Source organism: Hyphomonas sp. UBA3195 (assembly GCF_002366485.1).
In the GTDB taxonomy this organism is placed as follows: Bacteria; Pseudomonadota; Alphaproteobacteria; order Caulobacterales; family Hyphomonadaceae; genus Hyphomonas.
Genome location: NZ_DEXB01000011.1, coordinates 24,819 through 44,449 on the forward strand (window position 1 = coordinate 24,819; position 19,631 = coordinate 44,449).

At 59.6% G+C, this 19,631-nt stretch carries 22 protein-coding genes; 8 read left to right on the plus strand and 14 right to left on the minus strand.

The window, feature by feature from the left end; translation table 11 throughout:
* Positions 1 to 16: 16 nt before the first annotated feature.
* Genes B2344_RS03495 through ccmA form a run of 5 tightly spaced genes read right to left on the minus strand, consistent with a single transcriptional unit; the run spans position 17 to position 2,700 of the window.
* Positions 17 to 541, minus strand: a complete 525-nt coding sequence (locus tag B2344_RS03495; protein ID WP_290484672.1) for a redoxin family protein — start codon at positions 539 to 541, stop codon at positions 17 to 19.
* Positions 538 to 702, minus strand: a complete 165-nt coding sequence (locus tag B2344_RS03500; protein ID WP_290484673.1) for a heme exporter protein CcmD — start codon at positions 700 to 702, stop codon at positions 538 to 540. Before B2344_RS03500 ends, B2344_RS03495 begins: the two co-directional genes overlap by 4 nt.
* Positions 703 to 706: 4 nt before the next feature.
* Positions 707 to 1,438, minus strand: coding sequence for a heme ABC transporter permease CcmC (gene ccmC / locus B2344_RS03505; protein ID WP_290484674.1), 732 nt, complete (start codon positions 1,436 to 1,438; stop codon positions 707 to 709).
* 21 nt (positions 1,439 to 1,459) lie between these two features.
* The gene (ccmB, locus tag B2344_RS03510; protein ID WP_290484675.1) at positions 1,460 to 2,125 is read right to left on the minus strand and encodes a heme exporter protein CcmB; all 666 of its coding nucleotides are present in this window, start codon (positions 2,123 to 2,125) and stop codon (positions 1,460 to 1,462) included.
* Positions 2,122 to 2,700 carry a heme ABC exporter ATP-binding protein CcmA gene (ccmA, locus tag B2344_RS03515; protein WP_290484676.1) on the minus strand — a complete coding sequence of 193 codons (579 nt, stop codon included), beginning with the start codon at positions 2,698 to 2,700 and terminating at the stop codon, positions 2,122 to 2,124. Before ccmA ends, ccmB begins: the two co-directional genes overlap by 4 nt.
* Positions 2,701 to 2,818: 118 nt before the next feature.
* Here ccmA and acnA point away from each other — a divergent pair, with 118 nt between their 5' ends.
* Both acnA and B2344_RS03525 read left to right on the plus strand, forming a co-directional pair.
* Positions 2,819 to 5,506, plus strand: a complete 2,688-nt coding sequence (gene acnA, locus B2344_RS03520; protein ID WP_206991835.1) for an aconitate hydratase AcnA — start codon at positions 2,819 to 2,821, stop codon at positions 5,504 to 5,506.
* A gap of 117 nt (positions 5,507 to 5,623) precedes the next feature.
* Positions 5,624 to 6,274 (plus strand): DUF1223 domain-containing protein, encoded by a 651-nt coding sequence (locus tag B2344_RS03525; RefSeq protein ID WP_206991836.1) that lies wholly within the window; start codon positions 5,624 to 5,626, stop codon positions 6,272 to 6,274.
* On the opposite strand, the gene B2344_RS03530 is transcribed toward B2344_RS03525, so the two are convergent.
* The 7 genes from B2344_RS03530 to purE all read right to left on the minus strand — a co-directional run bounded on the left by B2344_RS03530 (position 6,275) and on the right by purE (position 13,118).
* Positions 6,275 to 7,327: a DUF4340 domain-containing protein gene (locus tag B2344_RS03530; protein WP_206991837.1), complete on the minus strand. Its 1,053-nt coding sequence runs from the start codon at positions 7,325 to 7,327 to the stop codon at positions 6,275 to 6,277.
* Positions 7,324 to 9,216 carry a Gldg family protein gene (locus B2344_RS03535; RefSeq protein WP_290482358.1) on the minus strand — a complete coding sequence of 631 codons (1,893 nt, stop codon included), beginning with the start codon at positions 9,214 to 9,216 and terminating at the stop codon, positions 7,324 to 7,326. The genes B2344_RS03530 and B2344_RS03535 overlap by 4 nt, the downstream gene beginning before the upstream one ends.
* A 1-nt stretch (position 9,217) precedes the next feature.
* Positions 9,218 to 9,973 carry an ABC transporter permease subunit gene (locus tag B2344_RS03540; protein ID WP_051608033.1) on the minus strand — a complete coding sequence of 252 codons (756 nt, stop codon included), beginning with the start codon at positions 9,971 to 9,973 and terminating at the stop codon, positions 9,218 to 9,220.
* The gene (locus tag B2344_RS03545) at positions 9,970 to 10,701 is read right to left on the minus strand and encodes an ABC transporter ATP-binding protein (protein WP_034817328.1); all 732 of its coding nucleotides are present in this window, start codon (positions 10,699 to 10,701) and stop codon (positions 9,970 to 9,972) included. Before B2344_RS03545 ends, B2344_RS03540 begins: the two co-directional genes overlap by 4 nt.
* A gap of 86 nt (positions 10,702 to 10,787) precedes the next feature.
* Positions 10,788 to 11,543, minus strand: coding sequence for a creatininase family protein (locus B2344_RS03550; RefSeq protein WP_206991840.1), 756 nt, complete (start codon positions 11,541 to 11,543; stop codon positions 10,788 to 10,790).
* 4 nt (positions 11,544 to 11,547) lie between these two features.
* Positions 11,548 to 12,627, minus strand: a complete 1,080-nt coding sequence (locus tag B2344_RS03555; RefSeq protein ID WP_206991841.1) for a 5-(carboxyamino)imidazole ribonucleotide synthase — start codon at positions 12,625 to 12,627, stop codon at positions 11,548 to 11,550.
* Complete coding sequence (purE, locus tag B2344_RS03560) at positions 12,624 to 13,118, minus strand: 5-(carboxyamino)imidazole ribonucleotide mutase (RefSeq protein ID WP_290482357.1); 495 nt, start codon at positions 13,116 to 13,118, stop codon at positions 12,624 to 12,626. Before purE ends, B2344_RS03555 begins: the two co-directional genes overlap by 4 nt.
* A 124-nt stretch (positions 13,119 to 13,242) precedes the next feature.
* Between purE and B2344_RS03565 the strand changes: the two genes are divergently transcribed.
* The 4 genes from B2344_RS03565 (at position 13,243) to B2344_RS03580 (ending at position 15,370) form a co-directional block, all read left to right on the plus strand.
* Positions 13,243 to 13,932 (plus strand): GGDEF domain-containing protein, encoded by a 690-nt coding sequence (locus tag B2344_RS03565; protein WP_290484677.1) that lies wholly within the window; start codon positions 13,243 to 13,245, stop codon positions 13,930 to 13,932.
* A 111-nt stretch (positions 13,933 to 14,043) separates the two neighbouring features.
* Positions 14,044 to 14,211 carry a YdcH family protein gene (locus B2344_RS03570; protein WP_034817340.1) on the plus strand — a complete coding sequence of 56 codons (168 nt, stop codon included), beginning with the start codon at positions 14,044 to 14,046 and terminating at the stop codon, positions 14,209 to 14,211.
* Positions 14,212 to 14,276: 65 nt separating this feature from the next.
* Positions 14,277 to 14,606 (plus strand): hypothetical protein, encoded by a 330-nt coding sequence (locus tag B2344_RS03575; RefSeq protein WP_290484678.1) that lies wholly within the window; start codon positions 14,277 to 14,279, stop codon positions 14,604 to 14,606.
* A 5-nt stretch (positions 14,607 to 14,611) separates the two neighbouring features.
* Entirely contained in the window at positions 14,612 to 15,370 is a 759-nt protein-coding gene (locus tag B2344_RS03580; RefSeq protein ID WP_206991845.1) for an SDR family oxidoreductase, read from the plus strand.
* Here B2344_RS03580 and B2344_RS03585 read toward each other — a convergent pair.
* Positions 15,367 to 17,076: an alkaline phosphatase D family protein gene (locus B2344_RS03585; RefSeq protein WP_290484679.1), complete on the minus strand. Its 1,710-nt coding sequence runs from the start codon at positions 17,074 to 17,076 to the stop codon at positions 15,367 to 15,369. The genes B2344_RS03580 and B2344_RS03585 overlap by 4 nt on opposite strands.
* 88 nt (positions 17,077 to 17,164) lie before the next feature.
* On the opposite strand from B2344_RS03585, the gene B2344_RS03590 reads away from it, so the two are divergent.
* Positions 17,165 to 18,184 (plus strand): RluA family pseudouridine synthase, encoded by a 1,020-nt coding sequence (locus B2344_RS03590; protein ID WP_206991847.1) that lies wholly within the window; start codon positions 17,165 to 17,167, stop codon positions 18,182 to 18,184.
* Between the two features lie 5 nt (positions 18,185 to 18,189).
* Here B2344_RS03590 and B2344_RS03595 read toward each other — a convergent pair whose 3' ends face one another.
* Entirely contained in the window at positions 18,190 to 19,077 is an 888-nt protein-coding gene (locus B2344_RS03595) for a DUF3108 domain-containing protein (protein ID WP_206991848.1), read from the minus strand.
* 251 nt (positions 19,078 to 19,328) lie between these two features.
* Here B2344_RS03595 and rpmB point away from each other — a divergent pair, with 251 nt between their 5' ends.
* The gene (gene rpmB, locus B2344_RS03600; protein ID WP_034817354.1) at positions 19,329 to 19,613 is read left to right on the plus strand and encodes a 50S ribosomal protein L28; all 285 of its coding nucleotides are present in this window, start codon (positions 19,329 to 19,331) and stop codon (positions 19,611 to 19,613) included.
* Positions 19,614 to 19,631: the final 18 nt, after the last annotated feature.

The following is a 19,631-nucleotide window of genomic DNA, read 5'->3' on the forward strand; positions in this document are numbered from 1 at the left end:
GGCTCCGGAAACGGATCTAATTCGGCGGGGCGCTCTTCAGCGCCTCGCCTATTTTTTTGACCGAATCTTCGTCCAGCGGACCCTGGACATGGTCAATGATCTCACCGTCAGCTGAGATAACAAACGTTTCCGGCACGCCGGTCAGGCCGAAATCGAGTCCCCCCTGACCGTCCGGATCAAGTGCAATCCGCGTGTATGGATTGCCCAGCCGGTCGAGGAAGGCGAGGCCGTCGTCCAGTATGTCCTTGTAGAGCACGCCGAATACTTGGTCCGGATATGCGGCGGACAGTTCGGAAATGTATTTGTGCTCCGCTTCGCAGGGGGCGCACCAGCTTGCGAACAGGTTTACGGCAATAGTGCCGCCGGTCGGCGAGGGAGCGAAGCTGAGGGGGGCGGAATCGAGGGTTGGGAATGCCGTATCGGGCGCGCTGCGCAAATTGCGCTTGAAGTCGCCCTTTTTGGGATTGATCAATTGTCCGGCTGCAATGACTCCAAAAGCGACGAGCGCTCCGACCGGAACAATTGCGAGCCAGCGCTTCATCCGCGTTTCTGGGCCCGGATGCGCGCTTCGATACGGATCAATTCAGTCTTTGCCGCGCGGGCTTTCAGCCAGACACTCGCCATCGCGCCGCCGATAAGGAGCAGGCCAACGGAATAGCTCGCCCAGATGAATGCGGCATTGGAATCAAAATCTGGCAGCATGGGATCAGTCTCCTGTCATCAGGCGAGCCCGGGACTGGGCAGCGCGTCTGGTCCATATTTCGGCCCGCATCAGCGTCATGACAAGGGCGGCAAACAGTAGCGAATGACCCAGCGAGCTGATCAGCAATGGCCAGAGATAGACAGCGGCCATTTTTGGGCCTTCCGGCGTGATGACGCTGGCGTCTTGGTGCAGGGACGTGAAGAGGTCCACGGAAAACTTGATCAATGGCACATTCAGCGCGCCCACCATGGCAAGGATGGCGCCGGCCCGCGCGGCCTTCTGGCGCGTATCCATCGCGGCGCGCAGGGCCATGTAGCCGAGGAAGAGGAAAAACATGAAGAGGACAGACATCATCCGGGCGTCGTCCCATTGCCACCAGGTGCCCCAAGTCGGCTTGCCCCAGATGGCGCCGGTGGCAAGGCAAAGTGCTGTCCATGTCGCGCCGAGCGGGGCGATCGCCTTGGCGGCAATGTCGGCAACCTCGTGGCGCCAGATAAACCAGACGAAACTCATCACGGCCATGCCGACATAGCTGGCCATGGCAAGCCATGCGGCCGGGACATGAATGAACATGACTCGCATGATGTCGCCGCCTTGATAGTCATCCTTTGGGACCATCCAGAGGCCTTGCCAGAGCCCCCATGCAATCAACAGGGCTGCGGCCGCATAGAACAGGGGCGCGAGCCAGCTGGACAGCATCAGGAAACGGTGCGGATTGGCGAACCAGGAAAACATCGCGTTCGGAATACCCTTCCCTCAGTCTGCCGCCAAGCGCAGGGCTGCACCCATGGCAAATGGTGCGACAGCCAACGCAAACAGCGTTGAGGCAGCGAGAAATAATGGGGCGGCGGCGCTGCTTGGGCCGTCTCCCATGGCGAGGGCGCCAAATATGGCGGTGGGGACGTAAAGGGGCAGGGCGATCAGGCTGATCAACAGTCCGCCTCGGCGTACGGTCGCGGCGAGTGCTGCCCCTACGCCGCCCCAGAAGTAAAAGGCCAGCCCGCCAATCGCATAGTACAGCATGTTCTCAAGCAATGCGCCGCCAATCTGGGCCTGGAACATCAGGAGCAGCAAGGGGGAGAGCAGGGCGAGGGGCAGGCCAGCGGTCAGCCAGTGCGCAAATGTCTTTGCTGCGGCAATAGAGGCGGCGGGGGCGCTGGTCTGTAACCAGAGATCCAGCGAGCCATCTTCGGCGTCCGCCTGAAAGATGCGCTCCAATGTTACGAGACTGGAAAGCGCCAGCGAGACCCACAGAATGCCGGGACCAATCGTGCGCAGGGTTGCCGGATCCGTTCCGACGCCGAGTGGCACGAGAACTGCGGCGCCTGCGAAGAAGCCCACCGGCAGCAGCGCGCCGGCGCCGCCCGCCCAGGCTTCGCCCAGCGCTTGCCGGAAGGCGGAGAGGATGGGTGTGGGGCTCAAATATCCACCTGCATATCAATTTCGAACTCAGCATTGCCATGAATGGCTGCAATGATCCCGCCCCCTTGGGCGCGATGGGCGGCGATCATGTTGAGTAGAAGAGCCTTTCCGTCAGTATCGAGGGCGGTCAGGGGTTCGTCCAGTAGCCAGACAGGGCGGTATTCGAGGTGCAGACGGGCAAGGGCGGTCCGGCGGCGCTGTCCGGCCGATAGGTGCTTGGCGGGCACATCTGACGGACGCGAAAGCCCCATTTTGTCCAGGAGAGGCTCGATGTCTGTTGTGGATTGTCCCCATGCGCGTGCCCAGAGGGTCAAATGCTCTCGCGGCGTTTCATGCGGTTTCAATCCGTCCCGGTGGGCCACCCAATGATGCGGCGCGTTGCGGTCAATTGTGCCGGTCTCGGCCTGCGTCAGGCCTGCGAGAATACGCAGCAGCGTCGTCTTGCCCGCGCCATTCGGGCCGCGCAGGACAATTGCTTCGCCCGGCGCCAAGGACAGGGACACCTCCCGGAACAGGAGGCGTTCGCCGCGGATCATGCCGATATCGGCTGCGGAAAGGAGGGCGCTGGCGCTCATATGTCCCGTTTAGACCCTTTGTCCCAATTGCCTCAATGCACTAGGGCCTATATGAGACAGACCAGCGCGGCGGCTCATCGCCGCAGATCGATAATTTCAGACGCGAGGTTCCCTCCCCATGCCGTCCCTCGACAGCTTCAAGTCAAAACGCACACTTACCGTCGGTAGCAAGACCTACACGTATTTCTCGCTGTCCGCAGCCGCAGAAAACGGTCTTGGCGACGTTTCCCGCCTGCCTGCGTCCCTCAAGGTCCTGCTTGAGAACATGTTGCGCCATGAGGACGGCAAGACCGTCACCAAGGACGACATTCTCGCATTCAAATCCTGGCTTGAGAACAAGGGCGGTGTCAGCCACGAGATCGCCTACCGTCCGGCTCGTGTGCTGATGCAGGATTTCACCGGGGTTCCGGCTGTGGTTGACCTTGCAGCCATGCGCGATGCCGCGCAGAAGCTCGGCGCGTCAGCAGACGCGATCAACCCGCAAGTCCCGGTCGACCTCGTCATCGACCACTCGGTCATGGTCGACAGCTTCGGCGGCGAGAACAGCTTCGAAAAGAACGTCGAAATCGAATACAAGCGCAACCAGGAGCGGTATGAGTTCCTGCGTTGGGGTTCCACTGCGTTCAAGAATTTCCGCGTTGTGCCACCGGGCACCGGCATCTGCCACCAGGTGAACCTCGAATATCTGGGCCAGACGGTCTGGACAAAAGATGAAGACGGCGAAACCGTTGCCTATCCTGACACCTGCGTCGGCACCGACTCGCACACGACCATGATCAACGGCCTCGCCGTGCTCGGTTGGGGCGTTGGCGGCATTGAAGCCGAAGCAGCCATGCTGGGTCAGCCAGTCTCCATGCTGATCCCGGAAGTCATCGGCTTCCGTCTTGACGGCAAGATGGCAGAAGGCGCCACAGCGACCGACCTCGTGCTCACAGTTGTGCAAATGCTGCGCGCCAAGGGCGTCGTCGGCAAATTCGTCGAATTCTACGGCCCGGGCCTGTCGAACCTGACCCTCGAAGACCAGGCGACGATCTCCAACATGGCGCCGGAATATGGCGCGACCTGTGGCTTCTTCCCGGTTGATGAGGACACCGTCAAATACCTCACCAATACCGGCCGTGACGCCGAGCGTGTTGCCCTCGTCGAGGCCTATGCCAAGGCACAGGGCTACTGGCGTCCGGAACAGGCTGAGCCGATCTTCACTGATACGCTGGAACTTGACCTTGGCGCAGTTGTGCCGTCGATTTCCGGCCCGAAGCGTCCGCAGGATCGCGTCCTGCTGTCCGAAGGCGACACCGCCTTTGCCGAAGCCATGGCGAAGGAATTCAGCAAGGCAGCCGATGCCGCTGAACCAATCGCGGTCGAAGGCAAGGACTACACCGTCACGCATGGTGACGTGTTCATTGCGGCGATTACATCTTGTACGAATACGTCCAACCCGTCCGTTCTCATTGCTGCTGGCCTTGTGGCCAAGAAAGCGCGCGAATTGGGCCTGAACCGCAAGCCCTGGGTGAAGACATCCCTTGCGCCGGGCTCGCAGGTTGTCACTGACTATCTCGACAAGGCCGGCCTGTCGGATGAACTCGATGCGCTCGGGTTCAACCTCGTCGGATATGGTTGCACGACGTGTATCGGTAATTCCGGTCCACTCGAAGCCCCACTGGCGAAAGCGATCGCCGATGGCGATCTCGTGTCCTGTTCGGTGTTGTCGGGCAACCGTAACTTCGAAGGCCGGATCGGCCCGGACATCAAGGCCAACTATCTTGCCTCTCCACCGCTGGTCGTCGCCTATGCCATCGCAGGTTCGCTGCGCGTGAACCTGACCACGGATCCGCTGGGCAAGGACAAGAACGGCAATGACGTCTTCCTGAAAGACATCTGGCCAACCTCGCACGAGATTGCCGAGATTATGTCGAAAGCCGTGACGCCGCAAATGTTTGCCGAGCGCTATTCCGACGTCTTCAAGGGCGACGAGCACTGGCAGGGCATCGAAGTGTCCGGTGGCCAGACCTATAGCTGGCCCCCAGCCTCCACCTATGTTCAGAACCCGCCTTACTTTGAAGGTATGGGCCTGGATATCGACGCACCGGCGGACGTCGAGAATGCGCGCGTCCTGGCACTGTTTGGTGATTCCATCACGACCGACCACATCTCTCCGGCCGGATCGATCAAGGCCTCCAGCCCGGCTGGTGTGTACTTGCAGGAACACCAGGTCTCTCCGCTGGACTTCAACTCCTACGGCTCGCGCCGCGGCAACCATGAAGTCATGATGCGCGGCACGTTCGCCAATATCCGCATCAAGAACCAGATGGTTCCGGGTGTCGAAGGCGGCGTAACGGTACACTATCCGGACGCTGAGCAGATGCCGATCTATGATGCGGCCATGAAGTATGAAGCCGAAGGTACACCGCTGGTTGTGTTTGCTGGCGATCTTTACGGCAATGGGTCGTCGCGTGACTGGGCGGCCAAGGGTACGGTCCTGCTGGGCGTTCGCGCCGTCATCGCGGGCAGTTTTGAACGGATCCACCGGTCAAACCTGATCGGCATGGGTGTTCTGCCACTCGAATTTGCTGACGGGGAGAGTGCCGCGTCGCTCGGCCTGACCGGTAAAGAGCAGGTGACCATCAAGGGAATCGATTCAATCAAGCCGCGCCAGACGCTCGCCGTGGAGATCACACGCGAAGACGGTACGAGCTTCACCGCCAATACGACGGTTCGCATCGATACCGAGAACGAACTCGACTATTACCGCAATGGCGGCATCCTGCACTATGTGCTGCGGAACCTCGCCCGCGCAGCAGCCTGAGCGGTTCGCGATTTCTGATCAGAGAGCCCCTGCAGCGTGCTGTGGGGGCTTTTTTGCAGCCCTCACATCCCTGTGACTGTCACGGAAGCGGAGTTGGCTCTATAAACTGGGACTGAAATGATACGAATTGTGCTTTCCCTCCTGCTTGCCATGGAACTCATGGTGGCACCCGCCTTTGCCGAAGGTCCGGTATTGGTGGAGCTGTTTGCGTCCCAGAATTGCCGCGCCTGCCCAAAAGCCCACAAAACGTTGAAGGCGGTGAATGCCGAGCGCGATGACCTGCTCGTGCTGACCTGGTCCGTCGACTATTGGGACTATCTTGGCGACAAGGACCCGATGGCGATGACGGAGTCCAAGGATCGACAGCGGGGCTATACAGATCGCTTCCGATTGCGCGGCCCTTATACGCCGCAAACGGTTTATAATGGACAGGAACAATGCGCAGGCAACAAGCGCCACTATGTCGAGCGGGCGCTTGCGAAGATTCAGGACAAGTCAGATTTCGATGTCCAACTTGTGCGTACCGGCGACAAAATTCGTCTGTCGGGGCAAGTGCCGGATCTGGCTGATATCTGGCTTGTTGATTACCTGTCCGGTGAAGCCAACACGACCGATATGCTCCATCCGGTTACGCGGGTATCTGCACTTGGGCCATGGTTGGGAAATCCAGTCGAACTCAGTGTTCCGCATTGTGAGTCTGGTTGTGCGATTATTGTCCAGGAAGCTGGTTTCGGCCCCGTTCTCGAAACAATGGTGATCGCGCCCTGATCAGGGCTGGGCAGGCTGTCCGGTCTCGATAGCCATGACCGGCGCTCTCACAATTGAGGACACGCGCGGCGTGAATTCATTCCAGTCATACTCTGCCAGCTGATAGGCCCAGCCTTCGGCCTTGTCATTGATCGTGCTGCCGCGATGGGCGCCTTCGCCGGCTTCAATGGCCCGCAGGGTCACGAAATACCCATCAGGCTCCCTGAAAGCGCGAAGCTCGACTTCCAACCCGTCATGGGTCTCGGTGATATGGCGCGCGACAGTGCGCGTTTGCAGTTTGCTGGCTGGCTTCACCCCAATGGGTGCAAACCGCGTCAGGGCGAGGGCGGGCGTAGAGGCAGCAAGACGGCTGACCAATCTGAAGTCCTGAAAAGGCGGACCAGGGACAAAGCTGCGGTCGCTCGATCCGACAGAGCGCTGCAAATACAGACTCTCGCCCATGGAATCGAAGAGCCTTACGGCCGAGATGGCGTCTGAATTGATGTCCAGAATATCGAAATCGAGCCAAGCGTCATGACTATAGAGTGGCGGCAAGTCCCCGTTGACCTGAAAGGCCTGTTCCTCGCTTGGCAGGCGACCATAGACGCGGCTGTCCTTGCGCCCCGTAATCAGGGCGGCCGTGATCTTGCCATCCTCATCAAGAATTTCGACCAATGCACCAGTGCCGCCATCTCGCGGGTCACCAAGACCGATACGATTCAGCTTGTCGGGATCGCGCGTGCGCCCTTCGCCCCAGCTCAGGCCTTCAAGGCCCGTTGCAAGTTCCGCAAGCCGGTCGGGGCGGATGGGATAACCGTCCGGGCCTCCCATTTTCCAGCCATCCTGCGTGTTGGCCAGCGTGTAGGCTTCATCAGACAAGGTCACACGAATCTCGCTGGCATCGGCGCGAATGGCGGCAAAATCGGGGATCACCCGCTGGCCGTCGCGTTCAGACGACCGCGCAGATGGGCCGTGAAGACTATGAGCAGTAAATGTCAGTGCAGTCAGGCCAATCGCAATGCCTCCCATAATCTGGAGACGACGAATCCGCTGTTTTGATCTCACATCGCTCATGCTGTCGCTTTCCGCTTCTGGCGATACCAGACGAATAGTCCGATCAAACAGACCAGAAATGGGCCGCCCCAGATATTGATGGCTTTGAGCGTGCCTTCGAGACGGTCGATGTCGCGCCGGTAGTTGCGCTCGATTTCCCGCAATCGGGCGCGCAACTCGACGATCTTCTGGCGGAGGTCCAAAAGTTCCGTACGCTCGGCTTCGGTCAGATCGGCCTCGAGGTCGCCAGAGAAAAATCCATCCGTTGCACCGATGGCCTGCAACTCTTCCAATCGCGCCTGCGCCGTCTGGAGATTGTCCTGCAGAGCTGATTGCTGGCGGAAATAGATCGCTTCGGCATTTTCCCGCATACGGTCTATTCGCCCCATGCGGCGCAGGCTGGGCGCACGCGACCGGAGGCGTGAGAGTTCTCCACTCCCAGCCAGTGCGTCCAACGCATTCAGGACCAGCGCGCCATTGTCGGCAACGACGATCTGTTCGTTGGGAATTATGTAGAAGTCATCTGCAATGAAATCGACATCAGCGACGAGGACGATTTGTGCATCGGTTTCACTTTGCGAAATGTGGGGCAGGGCCGCGGCGGCTTCAGCGCGCGCGATCTCTGCCAGCATTGGATCGGATGGTTCATCGAAAGCCGGCGCACCTTGCGGGAAGGCCGTGCTCAGCCTGCCGGACAGTCTTGCGGCTAGGACGAGCGGGGCTGGCTCAGTTTGATACTGACGCAGCACCTGCTGGGGCGCCATGTCGGTGATGGCGTCCGATGCATCAATGAAGGAAGGGCTTGGCCCTGTGGAGAGCAAGGGCGTCATCTCAAGGGTCGCGGCCAAGTCTTCAGTAGAGAAAGCTCCCGGTGCGCCGAAATTGACTGCTCGGCTGAGGTCTGCGGTAATCAGGTCATCCTGATTCATGTCTCCGGCTGGTATGCCAAGAAACAGCGGATGCGCCAGTTCCTCTATGCGTCCGCCACCGGTATCGACCGGAACGGGCAGGGCGCTGGCGGCGTCAGCGACCGCGGCGGTCGACAGTTCCACACCCCAGGCATCTCCCCAAGCCATGAGGGAGGAGGACGTGGCCGCGTCACTCATGTTGAACGGACCCGTGCTTGCGACCGTCTTGGCAGCGGGGTCCACGAGAATCACGGCGCGACCTGTTCGCAAGATAAACTGGTCGATCAGCCATTCCTGGCGTGGGGACAGAAGTGGCGGCTGAGCGATGAGCAAGACGTCCAGGTCTTCAGGCAATGACTGAAAAGTTTCCGCGATTGGTTCGACATCGAACGATTTGTGTATGTCGCGCAGGAGCGTGTACCCGCCTTCACCTCCGGGTGCGGTCATGCCGGGCAGCGAAGACAGGATCCCGACTCTGGGCGGATCTGGATCGTCCAGCCGCGCAACCATACGGGTCAGGTCGTATTCTAGTGTCACCTCCCGTTCGGGTGCGAGGAAGGGAATGACCCGCTGGTCGTCAATGGAGTTGCGACCGATGATGCCGAAATAGAGCGGATCGCTGCCGTTTGTATCGATCGCAGTGATGCCCGCGGCGAGCGCTTGGTCTTCAGCCGGCGAGAAGGGAAGGGGGTCGATCTCGGTCACGCGGACATTGCCACCGGACTGGCTCTCATAGACTTGCAGCAATTCGCGTACACGCGCGGCATAGGCGCGGATGGCCGGGAAATCCTGCCCGGCGCTACGTGTGTAGACAAAAGTCAGATCGACTGGTTCTGCCACGGACTCCAATGTCGACTTTGTCGCGTCCGAGAGTGTGTAGAGATTGTTCTCGGTAAAATCGATGCGCGCGCCAGTGAAGACCTTCTGTACAAGAAGGTTTGCCGCAACGAAAATGATTGCCGTGAGCGCTGTTGCGATGATGAGGTAGTGTTTCGCCTTCATGTCAGCCGAGCCTCTGACGAGATGCCCACAGGCCGTTGAGGATGGTCCACAGCGTCATGAAGCCGACGAAGAACAGAACGGCCCGCAATTCCAGCACGCCGCGCTGCGCAGCCTCAAAATGCGACAGGAATGAGAATTGGGCCACCAGGTCGGCAAGGCCCGCGCCGAACAGGCTCTTCACACCGGACAAGACGAGGGGCCATCCAGCGGCTGTGAACACGAAGGCCACGACAACACTCATAACAAAGGCGGTGACCTGACTGCGGGTGAGGGCGGAGATAGCGGCCCCAATGGAGAGGTAGGAGCCAGCCATCAGAAGGCTGACAAAATAGGTCAGCGCGATGGCAGCATTGTCCGGATTGCCGAGATAATTGACGGTGATCCACATCGGTAGCGTCAGGACCAGCCCGACAGCCGCGACGGTCCATGCGGCGCAGAGCTTTCCCAGCACCAGGCCCGGCATGCCGAGGGGCAGGGAAAGCAGCAGCTCGTCGGTTCCGGCACTGGTTTCATCTGCCCAGAGGCGCATGGCGAGCGCTGGCAGGAAGATCATGTAGATCCAGGGATGCCAGACGAAGAACGGGGACAGGTCTGCAGTGCCTGTATCGAAGAAGCGGGCGGCCTCCCATGTGAACATGCCAATAGAGAGCAGGAACACGGCGAGGAAAACATAGGCCATAGGTGTTGCGAAGTATGCGCCAAGCTCGCGCCGGAAGGTCGGCAGGAAACTGTCGAATTGTTGACGGAACCGGTTCATGCGGATTCGGCCTCTGCCTGGTCGGTTAGCCGCGTAAACGCGCTTTCAAGCGTGCCATCTGCAGATTGCTTCAACAGGCCTTCGGGCGTCTCGTCGGCAACAATACGGCCGCGATCCACAACAATGGCGCGGGTACACATGGCCGGAACTTCGGTCAGCGTGTGCGTGGAGATGACAATCGCCTTGCGCGGCGCCATACGCGCGATCAGGGCGCGCACAGCTCGCTTCTGGTTGGGGTCTAGGCCATCGGTGGGCTCGTCCAGCAGCAAGACTGGTGGATCATGCAGGATGGCGCCGGCCAGGCCGACACGGCGGCGATAGCCCTTGGAGAGCGATCCGATCCTTTGTCCGCAAACGGTGGAAATGCGAGAGTCCGCAATGGCGCGTTCGATTGCCGATTTACGTTCGGACCGGGGGAGGGACCGAGCAGCCGCCATGAAGGCGAGGAATTCTGGTGGGGTCATGTCGTCATATAGCGGCGCGCCCTCGGGCAGGTAGCCCAAAGCGGCCTGCGCCTCGCGACGGGCTGAGACGATTGACTTGCCGTCAATCGTGGCGTCGCCGGAGTCCGGCTCCAACACACCCGCGATCATACGCATCGTGGTCGACTTTCCCGCCCCGTTCGGGCCGAGAAAACCGAGCACGGTTCCCTTTTCTACGGTGAAGGACAGGCCCTGCACGGCCCGCTTTTCACCAAAGGATTTCTCCAGCTTCTGAATGTCCAGCATTCTTCGCGACAGATCCTTTCCCGGGAGCCTCGTGATACCGTTCTTCGGCGAGTCTGGCCAGTGGCCTAAAGTAGAAGCGACCCGCTCTATGCGGAGAAGCGGCGTACCTCGTCCAGCACCGCCTGCGCAGCGGCTGCCACGATCTTTCCGCCGTCTTCCACATTCGATTGCGTGGGGTCCGATCCGATACGGCCATCCGGGAAGTCGCGGCGATATTGCACGGCATCACCAATCTTGCCGTTCGGGGCGATTTTTGGCGTCATTTCCACATCTGTGCGGGCATGATCGGGGTAGCCGTAATATGTCACCGAAACTTCCGATGCGGTGGCGTGGCTGCCATGACCGACCGGGTAGAGCTGGTTGCACAAGGACATGACGGATTTGAAATCCCACCAGTCGCGACGTTTCAAACTCAGGCCGTGACGATTGTCCTCGCCGCGCGGGTCAAAGCTGCGCCGGGCGTGAATTTCAGAGAAGGCCGCTTCAATCGTGGCGATGTTTCCTCCATGGCCGTTCAGCCAGTAGATACGCTCAAAGCCGTGCCGCATCAGGCTTTCGGTCCAGTCCGCCATTGCAGCGATCATGGTTGAGGGGCGCAACGTGATCGTGCCGGGAAAGCCGAGATGGTGCTGGGCACAGCCGACACTGAAGGTTGGGCCGACCAGCATGTCCTCCGGCGCTAGCTTTTCGGCTTCGTGGGCAATGATTTCAGGGCACAGCGCATCCGTCCCGATGAAACCATTAGGCCCGTGCTGCTCCATGGAGCCAATCGGGATGACGATGGTCTTGGACGTCTTCAGCCAGGTTTCGATGTCAGTCCAGGTCGAAACGGGAAGCAGCATGCATTCAGTCCTTTCTGGGGGCAATCCGGCGCGTGATGTGTCCCATCTTGCGGCCGGGTCGGGCGTCTCTCTTTCCATACAGGGTCAGAGTCTCATCGGCGTTCAGCTTCGTCGGGTCAACCAAGCCTTCATTACCGATCAGATTTCGCATCTCTGCGTCATGGAGGCGGCGGGTATCGCCGAGGGGCCAGCCGCAGATGGCGCGGATATGCTGTTCGAACTGGCCTGTCTGGCAGGCTTCCGGTGTCCAATGACCGGAATTGTGAACCCTTGGGGCGAACTCGTTGGCCAGAAGCGTCCCGTCTGAAAGTACAAAGAATTCAAGGGCGAGGACGCCGACATGGTCGAGGGCGTCGACCAGTTTCATGGCCTTTTCGCGGGCTTCGGTTTCAACGGCTTTGCTGAGACCGGATGGCGCGACCGACCGGGCCAGAATGCCGTCTTCATGCATGTTGCGTGGGGGTGCCCAACTCAGCGTTTGACCGGCGCTGGAACGGGCGACAATGACTGAAATTTCACACTCGAAGGGGATGGCTGCTTCCAGCACTGCTGGGGCCTCTCCAATGGCGGACCATGCCGCCTGGGCCTCGTCAGCCGCACGGACCCAAGTCTGCCCCTTGCCATCGTATCCATCGCGGCGGGTCTTCAGCACGCCCGTGCCCCCGACACGCTTCAGGGCAGGAGGAATGTCAGCTGCCGACTCAATGACTTCGTAGGGCGCTGTTGGAATGCCGATCCGGTTCAGGAATGCCTTCTCTTCGGCGCGGTCCTGCGAGATGGCGAGAGATCTGGGCCCGGGATGCAGCGCGACTCCGCATGACGCAATCAGGTCTGTTGCTTCGACCGGGATGTTCTCGAACTCGAGTGTGACGACATCGCAGGATTTTGCGAATTCACGCATTGCATCGGCGTCGAGGTAATCGGCATTCCAAGTCTTGCGCGCACCGCGCGACGCCGGGGAGTCCGTTTCCGGGCAAAAAATGTGGACATCAAAGCCAAGCTGGTTCGCGGCGCTAGCCAGCATACGGCCGAGCTGGCCGCCGCCCAGTATCCCGATGGTGCGACCGGGCGCGATCATCGTCATGCCTCTGGAGACTCGCCAATCTTGTCCGTCTGGGCCTGGCGGAACGCATCCAGCTTGTCTGCGACGACAGGATCCTGAAGGGCGATGATCGACGCAGCCAGCAGTCCGGCATTCGACGCGCCAGCCTCACCGATGGCCAGCGTGCCGACGGGCACACCTTTCGGCATCTGGACAATGGAAAGCAGGCTATCCATGCCGGACAAGGCCCGCGACTGAACTGGCACACCAAGCACGGGAAGGGGGGTCATCGACGCGGCCATGCCGGGCAGATGGGCAGCGCCGCCAGCGCCAGCGATAATGACCTTCATGCCGCGTCCGCGCGCGGATTTTGCATACTCAACCAATCGGTCAGGTGTGCGGTGGGCGGACACGATGCGGGTTTCGTGCGTAACACCCAGTTCCTCGAGGATCTCAGCGGCCAATCGCATGATTGGCCAGTCAGACTGGCTACCCATAATAATGCCGACCTGTGGGGAATCTGTGTCCGTCATGGGAAGCCTCGCCGCTGGAAAACGCGCAACATAAGTAAGCGGGTTGCGGCGTCAACTGCCAGCGTGTTGGCTCACGCGGCAGGAATGACTGTATCTCGGCGTAATATTTGCTTAACCTTCCGACATGGCGGACGACTTCTACACTCCAAAGGCGACGGAACGATTGGCACTGCTGAATGTGCTGGGCGTTGACCTGTCAGCATTGGATTTCAGGGCCCGCGCCGCCATTGAAGCCCTCTGTGATGAAGTGTTGGTTTTGCGCGAAGACGCAGATGAGTTGCGAGACGCGCTTGATGAGGCGGTTTCACTCGCCGACAATGACGCACTGTGTCCCGTCTTCAACCGGCGGGCCTTCAAACGAGAGATCCGGCGTGAAATCGCCCTTGCGGCGCGGTTCCGAACACCGCTTTCGATGATCTATATCGATCTCGACCACTTCAAACAGGTCAATGACGTGTTCGGGCATGCGGCGGGCGATGAGGTGCTGATCCGTATCGCGGAGCTGTTGCTGCGCCATACGCGCGAGACCGATATCGTGGGCAGACTAGGCGGGGATGAATTCGGAATCGTTTTGGCGCAGGCCAATGTGGACGACAGCCGGCTGAAGGCAGAGCAGCTCACACATGAAGTCGACCAGCTGGTGGTGCGGAGTGATGGCGATGATGCCCATCCGGGAGTCCGGATCGGCGCGTCCTGTGGTGTGGTCGAATGGCAGGTGGGCCAGAACGCTGAAAGCCTGCTGGCACTGGCCGACCAGGCGATGTTCGCCCAGAAAGCGCGCAGGAAAACCAGCCAGCAGGCAGGTAAACAATAATTCACGCGTTTGAGCGCGATTCCGGGGGCCGCCCCCCGTGACGCCCCCAACCTCTTGTGATTTACTGTTGCCGTTAAGACACAACAACTTAACAGCAAGAAGGAGACTGCCATGTCGCTTAAAGGCCGGATCAATGAGCTCGCCAACAAGCACCGCAAACTCGACGAGATTATCCACGAGGAACAGAAACGACCGTCGGCAGATGCCCTTCGATTAAAACGCCTTAAGCGCGAAAAACTGCAGATCAAGCAACAGCTTCACGTGTTGGAAGCGAGCTAGGGCCTCGAAACCTCGCCTTCATCTTTGTGCCCTAGCCTGAATTTCAGCAGGCATAAGGAAAACGCATGCGCGAGATTTTTGATCAGGAAAGAGCGATGACGCTTGGAGCCGTCAAACAGGCTACGGGCGTCCTCGCCATACTGTTCGTCATAGCCGCAGCGTTCGCTGTGCTATCAGGGTTGGGACAGATCTTCAGCGGCCATGTCTTCCATGGAATCGGACGTATCGTCGCCAGTTTGGCTGTACTCGGCTTTCTTTACATCGTCGTACGCTTGTTGGCCGAAATTCTGGCAGCGCTACACCGGCTGAACGACCGTCTGTCCGTGGTCGGAGATGACATCCGCACAAGGCGTAGCCGACCTGTCGCTGATCCAACAACAGATACCAGGGCCTAGGGGCTATGGCTCAGCCCGTCACGGTCATCCTGGGTCTCGGCCGTGAGGTTGGAGACGCTGTCGCACGTCGGTTCAGCAAGTTTGGTCATCATGTCGTCGCGGCTGACCCTTCTGATGACCGGATAGCCGCCTCACGTAACGCTGTGCCAGACGAAGTATTGCTCCATCATGGTGAGTTGCATACGCGGCTCGGTCTGCGCAACGCGCTAACCGTAGCGGTCGAGGCGTTTGGCCGAGTCGACAATCTGATCGTCATTCCGGATATTGAAGCTGCAGATTCACTGGAAGACTTCGCGCAGGAGAAATTCGACAAGGCGGTGGCCAAGGCCACACGCGGCGCGGCCTTGGCGTTGAAGGTCTTTTCCGAACGGATTTCTGAGCAAGAAGACCTGCCTGAGTCTGGTGTTGAACGCATCCGCCAGAAGGGGGCCGTCACGTTCGTCCTGTCCTATTCGGCCATGGCAACCATGCCAGGACGGTTCACTGAGACGATTACCCAATCTGCCGTACTGGGTGTCATCAAGGCCGGCGCTGTCGAGCTGGCTGAACAACAAATACGCGTCAACGGCATCATCGCCATCCGCCCTCGTGAAGAGCGTATTGAAAGCTGGACAACCCGGCGCACCCCCTTGGGGCGCGCAGCGATTGCTGATGAAATTGCAGATGCTGCCCGGTACTTGTCTTCTCCAGAAGCCGCCATTGTTACCGGCGAGCTGCTGAAGCTGGACGGTGGACGCTCCAGCCTCGCCGGTATCCTCGACTAGGCGACGCTTACCAGATCGCTCAGTGTGCCATTTTCCTGGCTTGTTTCGTACACAGCTACCGTTTCAACCGCATAGTCTCGGCTCAGGATGTTCGACACGGTGCGATACTCTGCGCGCGCCGTGTCCTTCGACAGGGTGACGATTGTGTAACCACGATTGAACGGATCGTGCCAATTCACTTCCGGGTTTGCGTCGGCGAATTGTTCGCCCAGATCGGGGATTCCCTTAATGTAGGCGCCTGTGCCCGGTGAAGTGATCGAGGTGCACCCGAACTCGACGCCGCGTTTGCCACCCTCGGCGTCATAGAGTGTGTTCACCCAGGCCGTGTGTGTGTCTCCTGCCAGTGTGATCAGTTTCGCATCTGCCGCAGCGGCGCCCGCGTAGAGCCGTTCGCGAGCAGCAGGGAACCCGGACCACGCATCCAGATTGAATGGCAGGCCCAGCGCTGAAAAGCCAACCATGGTCTGGACAAAGCCGTTGTCTTGCGCGGCGAGTTGTTCAGGCGTCAGAGTTTCCTGGAAATTCGGCAGTTTTGTCCGGGCCATCACGACCTGGTTGGCGAGAACCTGCCAGGCCTTGCCGCGCTCGACCGAGCTTTTGAGCTCGCCGGACAGCCAGGCTTCCTGCTCTGATCCAAGCATGGTGCGGGCTGGATCATTGATTGTCTCCAGGGTCTCGGCGACGCGTTGCATCATGACGTCCTGGTCGGTAACGCCGGTGAGCGCATCAAACCAGCTGACATCGGGTGAGCGCCCCGTCAGGCGGCTTTCCAGGGCATGGATGGTGGCGACATCGCCAAAGGTGAAACTCCGCCAGACGGCGGATGTGATTTCACCCGCAGCGGGCTCACGCAATGGAATCCACTCGAAGTAGGCTTGAATGGCAGCCTGTTTGCGATCCGACCAATCGCCTTCGCCTTCTTCTGGATTGTGATTCTGGGCGCCCGTCCGATAGGAATTGTTTGTGCTTTCATGATCATCCCATGTGCAAATCCATGGCGCGAGCGCATGTGCAGCCTGCAGGGCAGGGTCGCTCCTGTATTGCGCGTGGCGCATCCGGTAATCGGAGAGCGTGACCATCTCCGTGATCGGATCATGAACGCGGCCAATCTCGGTCGCCACTTCGGCTCCGTAACCATCCACGCCATATTCGTACAGATAGTCACCAAGATGAAGAATGACGTCGAGGTCTTCTTCCTTCGACAACGCTTCATAGGCGTTGAAATATCCAAACTGCCAGTTTGAGCAGGAAACTACGCCCATGCGCACGGGGGCGTCCCCATGAAGCGCCGTTGTTTTCAGGCGACCTTCCGGCGAGTCGACATTGCCCGCTTCGGTCGCAACGCTGAAGGCGTAGGAATAGGCCTTGCCCGGCTTGAGCCCGGCAACGTCGACCTTCACGCAATAATCTCGCGATGCAGTTGCCATAGCTGTGCCGGTGATAGGTGGGGCGGAGGGATTTTCGGGATCGGTAACGCTGTAGGAGACAGGGATCGGGCCAGTGCCGGTCTTGGGGGTGGCGCGGGTCCAGATAATGACCCGATCACTGAGTGGGTCACCGGATGCGACTCCATGGAGGAACTCAACCTCGCCTGCATATGGCGCCGGCTTTGGCGCAACATTGGTAGCCGTGGTTGCGCAGGCGGCAACACTCAGGGTTCCGGTAGCAGCAGCGCCCAGCAGGCCGCGTCGAGTGATCTTGGTCATGGTTCTCTCCCGTGTTCCGAACCTCCCCTAGTCCGGTCTGTTGACAATAGCATGACGATCAGTCGGAAGTTCGTCTATAAGCGCCACAATGGACACCCTGAAAATTACTGCTACTGCGGACGATACCGGCACCCGGCTTGATACTTTTCTCGCCTCAAAGGCTGAGCAATTGTCGCGCTCGCGCGTGAAAGCGTTGATTCTTGAAGGCGCGGTTACGCTCGACGGGGAGGCCGTGCTGGACCCGAAGCGCAGTGCCATCGCCGGTGCCAGCTATCTGATAAAGCTGCCGGAGCCTGTTCCTGCAACACCAGACCCGGAAGACATCCCGCTCGACGTCCTGTTTGAGGACGAGCACCTGATCCTCATCAACAAGCCATCCGGTATGGCAGTCCACCCGGCACCCGGCAGCTGGGACGGCACATTGGTCAACGCGCTGCTCCATCATTGCCGGGGACAACTCTCGGGAATTGGCGGGGTAGAGCGGCCGGGCATTGTTCACCGGATCGACAAGCTGACGACCGGCGTTCTGGTCGCGGCCAAGACCGAGGCGGCGCATCTCGGCCTGTCTGAACTGTTCCAGAAACACGATATTGAACGCAAATACCTTGCGGTGACGCGCGGCGCGCCGCGGCCATTGTCGGGTACGGTGGACATGCCGATCGCCCGGTCCACTGCAGACCGGAAGAAGATGGCGGTGGTGCGTAACCCTGAAAGCGGTGTTGGCCGCAACGCCGTCACGCACTACCGGGCACTCGAAACGTTCGGGACCAGAGACAAGGGCACTCGGCTGCCTGCAGCGGCGCTGATGGAATGCCAGCTGGAAACTGGCCGGACCCACCAGATACGGGTGCATATGGCGCATATCGGCGCACCGCTGATTGGTGATCCGGTTTATGGACGTCACAAGGGGATTACAGTCCATGGGCAAAGCGATGCGCACATTGCGGGAACCAATGCGGCGCGCGCCTTTCCCCGTCAGGCCTTGCACGCCGCTGTGCTCGGCTTTGTACATCCCATAACGAAAGAGGCGCTTCGGTTCGAAGCGCCTCTTCCAGAAGACATGTCTGAGCTGATCGATGCGCTGCGAAGCCTGCCCATCGAAAAGTAACGAGTTTAGCCGCCGTCAGAATTCAGCGCGGCTTCTGATGTTACAACCGGCTCAAAATAGAGTTTCGAGGCTTGAAGGGTGACTTTGCCGATCTTGTCTGTATCGGCCTGGATTTTCACCGGAACGGTCGCACCATTTGGCAGGGGTGCGAGCCACATGCGTAGCGGGCCGTCGATGCCTGACAGATTGTCATTGTCAGACTTGTCCTTCTTGTAGCCAGCGACCTTTTCCATCGTGATGTGACACTCGATGGCTTCACCAGACCAAGCCTTCACATCAATCTGTTTCGTGCCGGCATTTTCAAGGTGCAGATAGGTCAGCTGGCGACCATCGAACAGACGGATCGGACCGCCGCACGGGTCAGCACCTGGCGCGCGGGGCTCGAGCGCGAATGTGATGAGCGCGGTAATCGGGTCATTCGTCTTGAGGACCTGCTCAACCGTGGCCGGGGGTTCGCCCAGATTCCCGAAGACCGGATTGGCAGTCATCGAGAAATCGTCATCCGTGATTGTCAGATTGACCCGGCGGTTCTTTTTACCGTCCCGGTTCTGCGACACGTAATTATAGGTCTTCAGCTCGTCGCCGCGCGTATAGCCGGAGGCCTGCAGGTGCATGTCGTAATTCACGAACCAGTCGGCGATGCCGGTCACCTTGACGCGTGATTTGATATTGTAGGTATCGGGGCGCATCTCGACATCGAAATGGGCCCGGCCGGTTGCCGGGATGAACAGGACATAGGCTTTCGCCTCCAGTTCATAGACCATGCGTGTGGCCTCACCGGCCTTAACATTGGCAAGGACAGCGGGGGCCGCACTGCTTGGGGCCGTATCGGCAGCTGAAAAACCAGCGAGGGCGAGTCCTGCAGCAGAGGCAAGAAGGAAAGCGCGTTTCATCTGAACCAGAATCCTTTCCGGAGCACTAGGTTACAACATCCCCTATACCCCGTCTTCTCCAACACCACCTGAACAGCCATGCCCTGATCATGCCTCATTCGGATGGGGTTTGCATTCAACAAGTATGACAGCGGATGACACCCGCAACCGGAAAACTGCCGAAATGCCTGATCCTCAGAGTTGACACGGGGGCCATCTGCCCTGTAACGACGCGCCTTCGAGATCCCTATAGACCTATTCGGAGCGAGGCCATGTCCCGCGAATGTGAACTTACCGGCACCAAGCCGATGACTGGCCACAATGTGAGCCACTCGCAAATGAAAACCAAGCGGATTTTCCGCCCTAACCTCGTACAGGTTACGCTGCATTCCGATGCACTGGGCCAGAATTTCCGCATGCGCATCGCGGCGAAAGCCCTGCGCACTGTCGACAAGCTCGGCGGCCTGGATGCGTTCCTGGCGAAGGCAAAGGAAGATGCCCTGTCTTCCAAGGCCCTGAAGATCAAGCGCGACATCGAAAAGAAAGCTGTCGCCTAAGGTCTGGCCCTTTTGGGC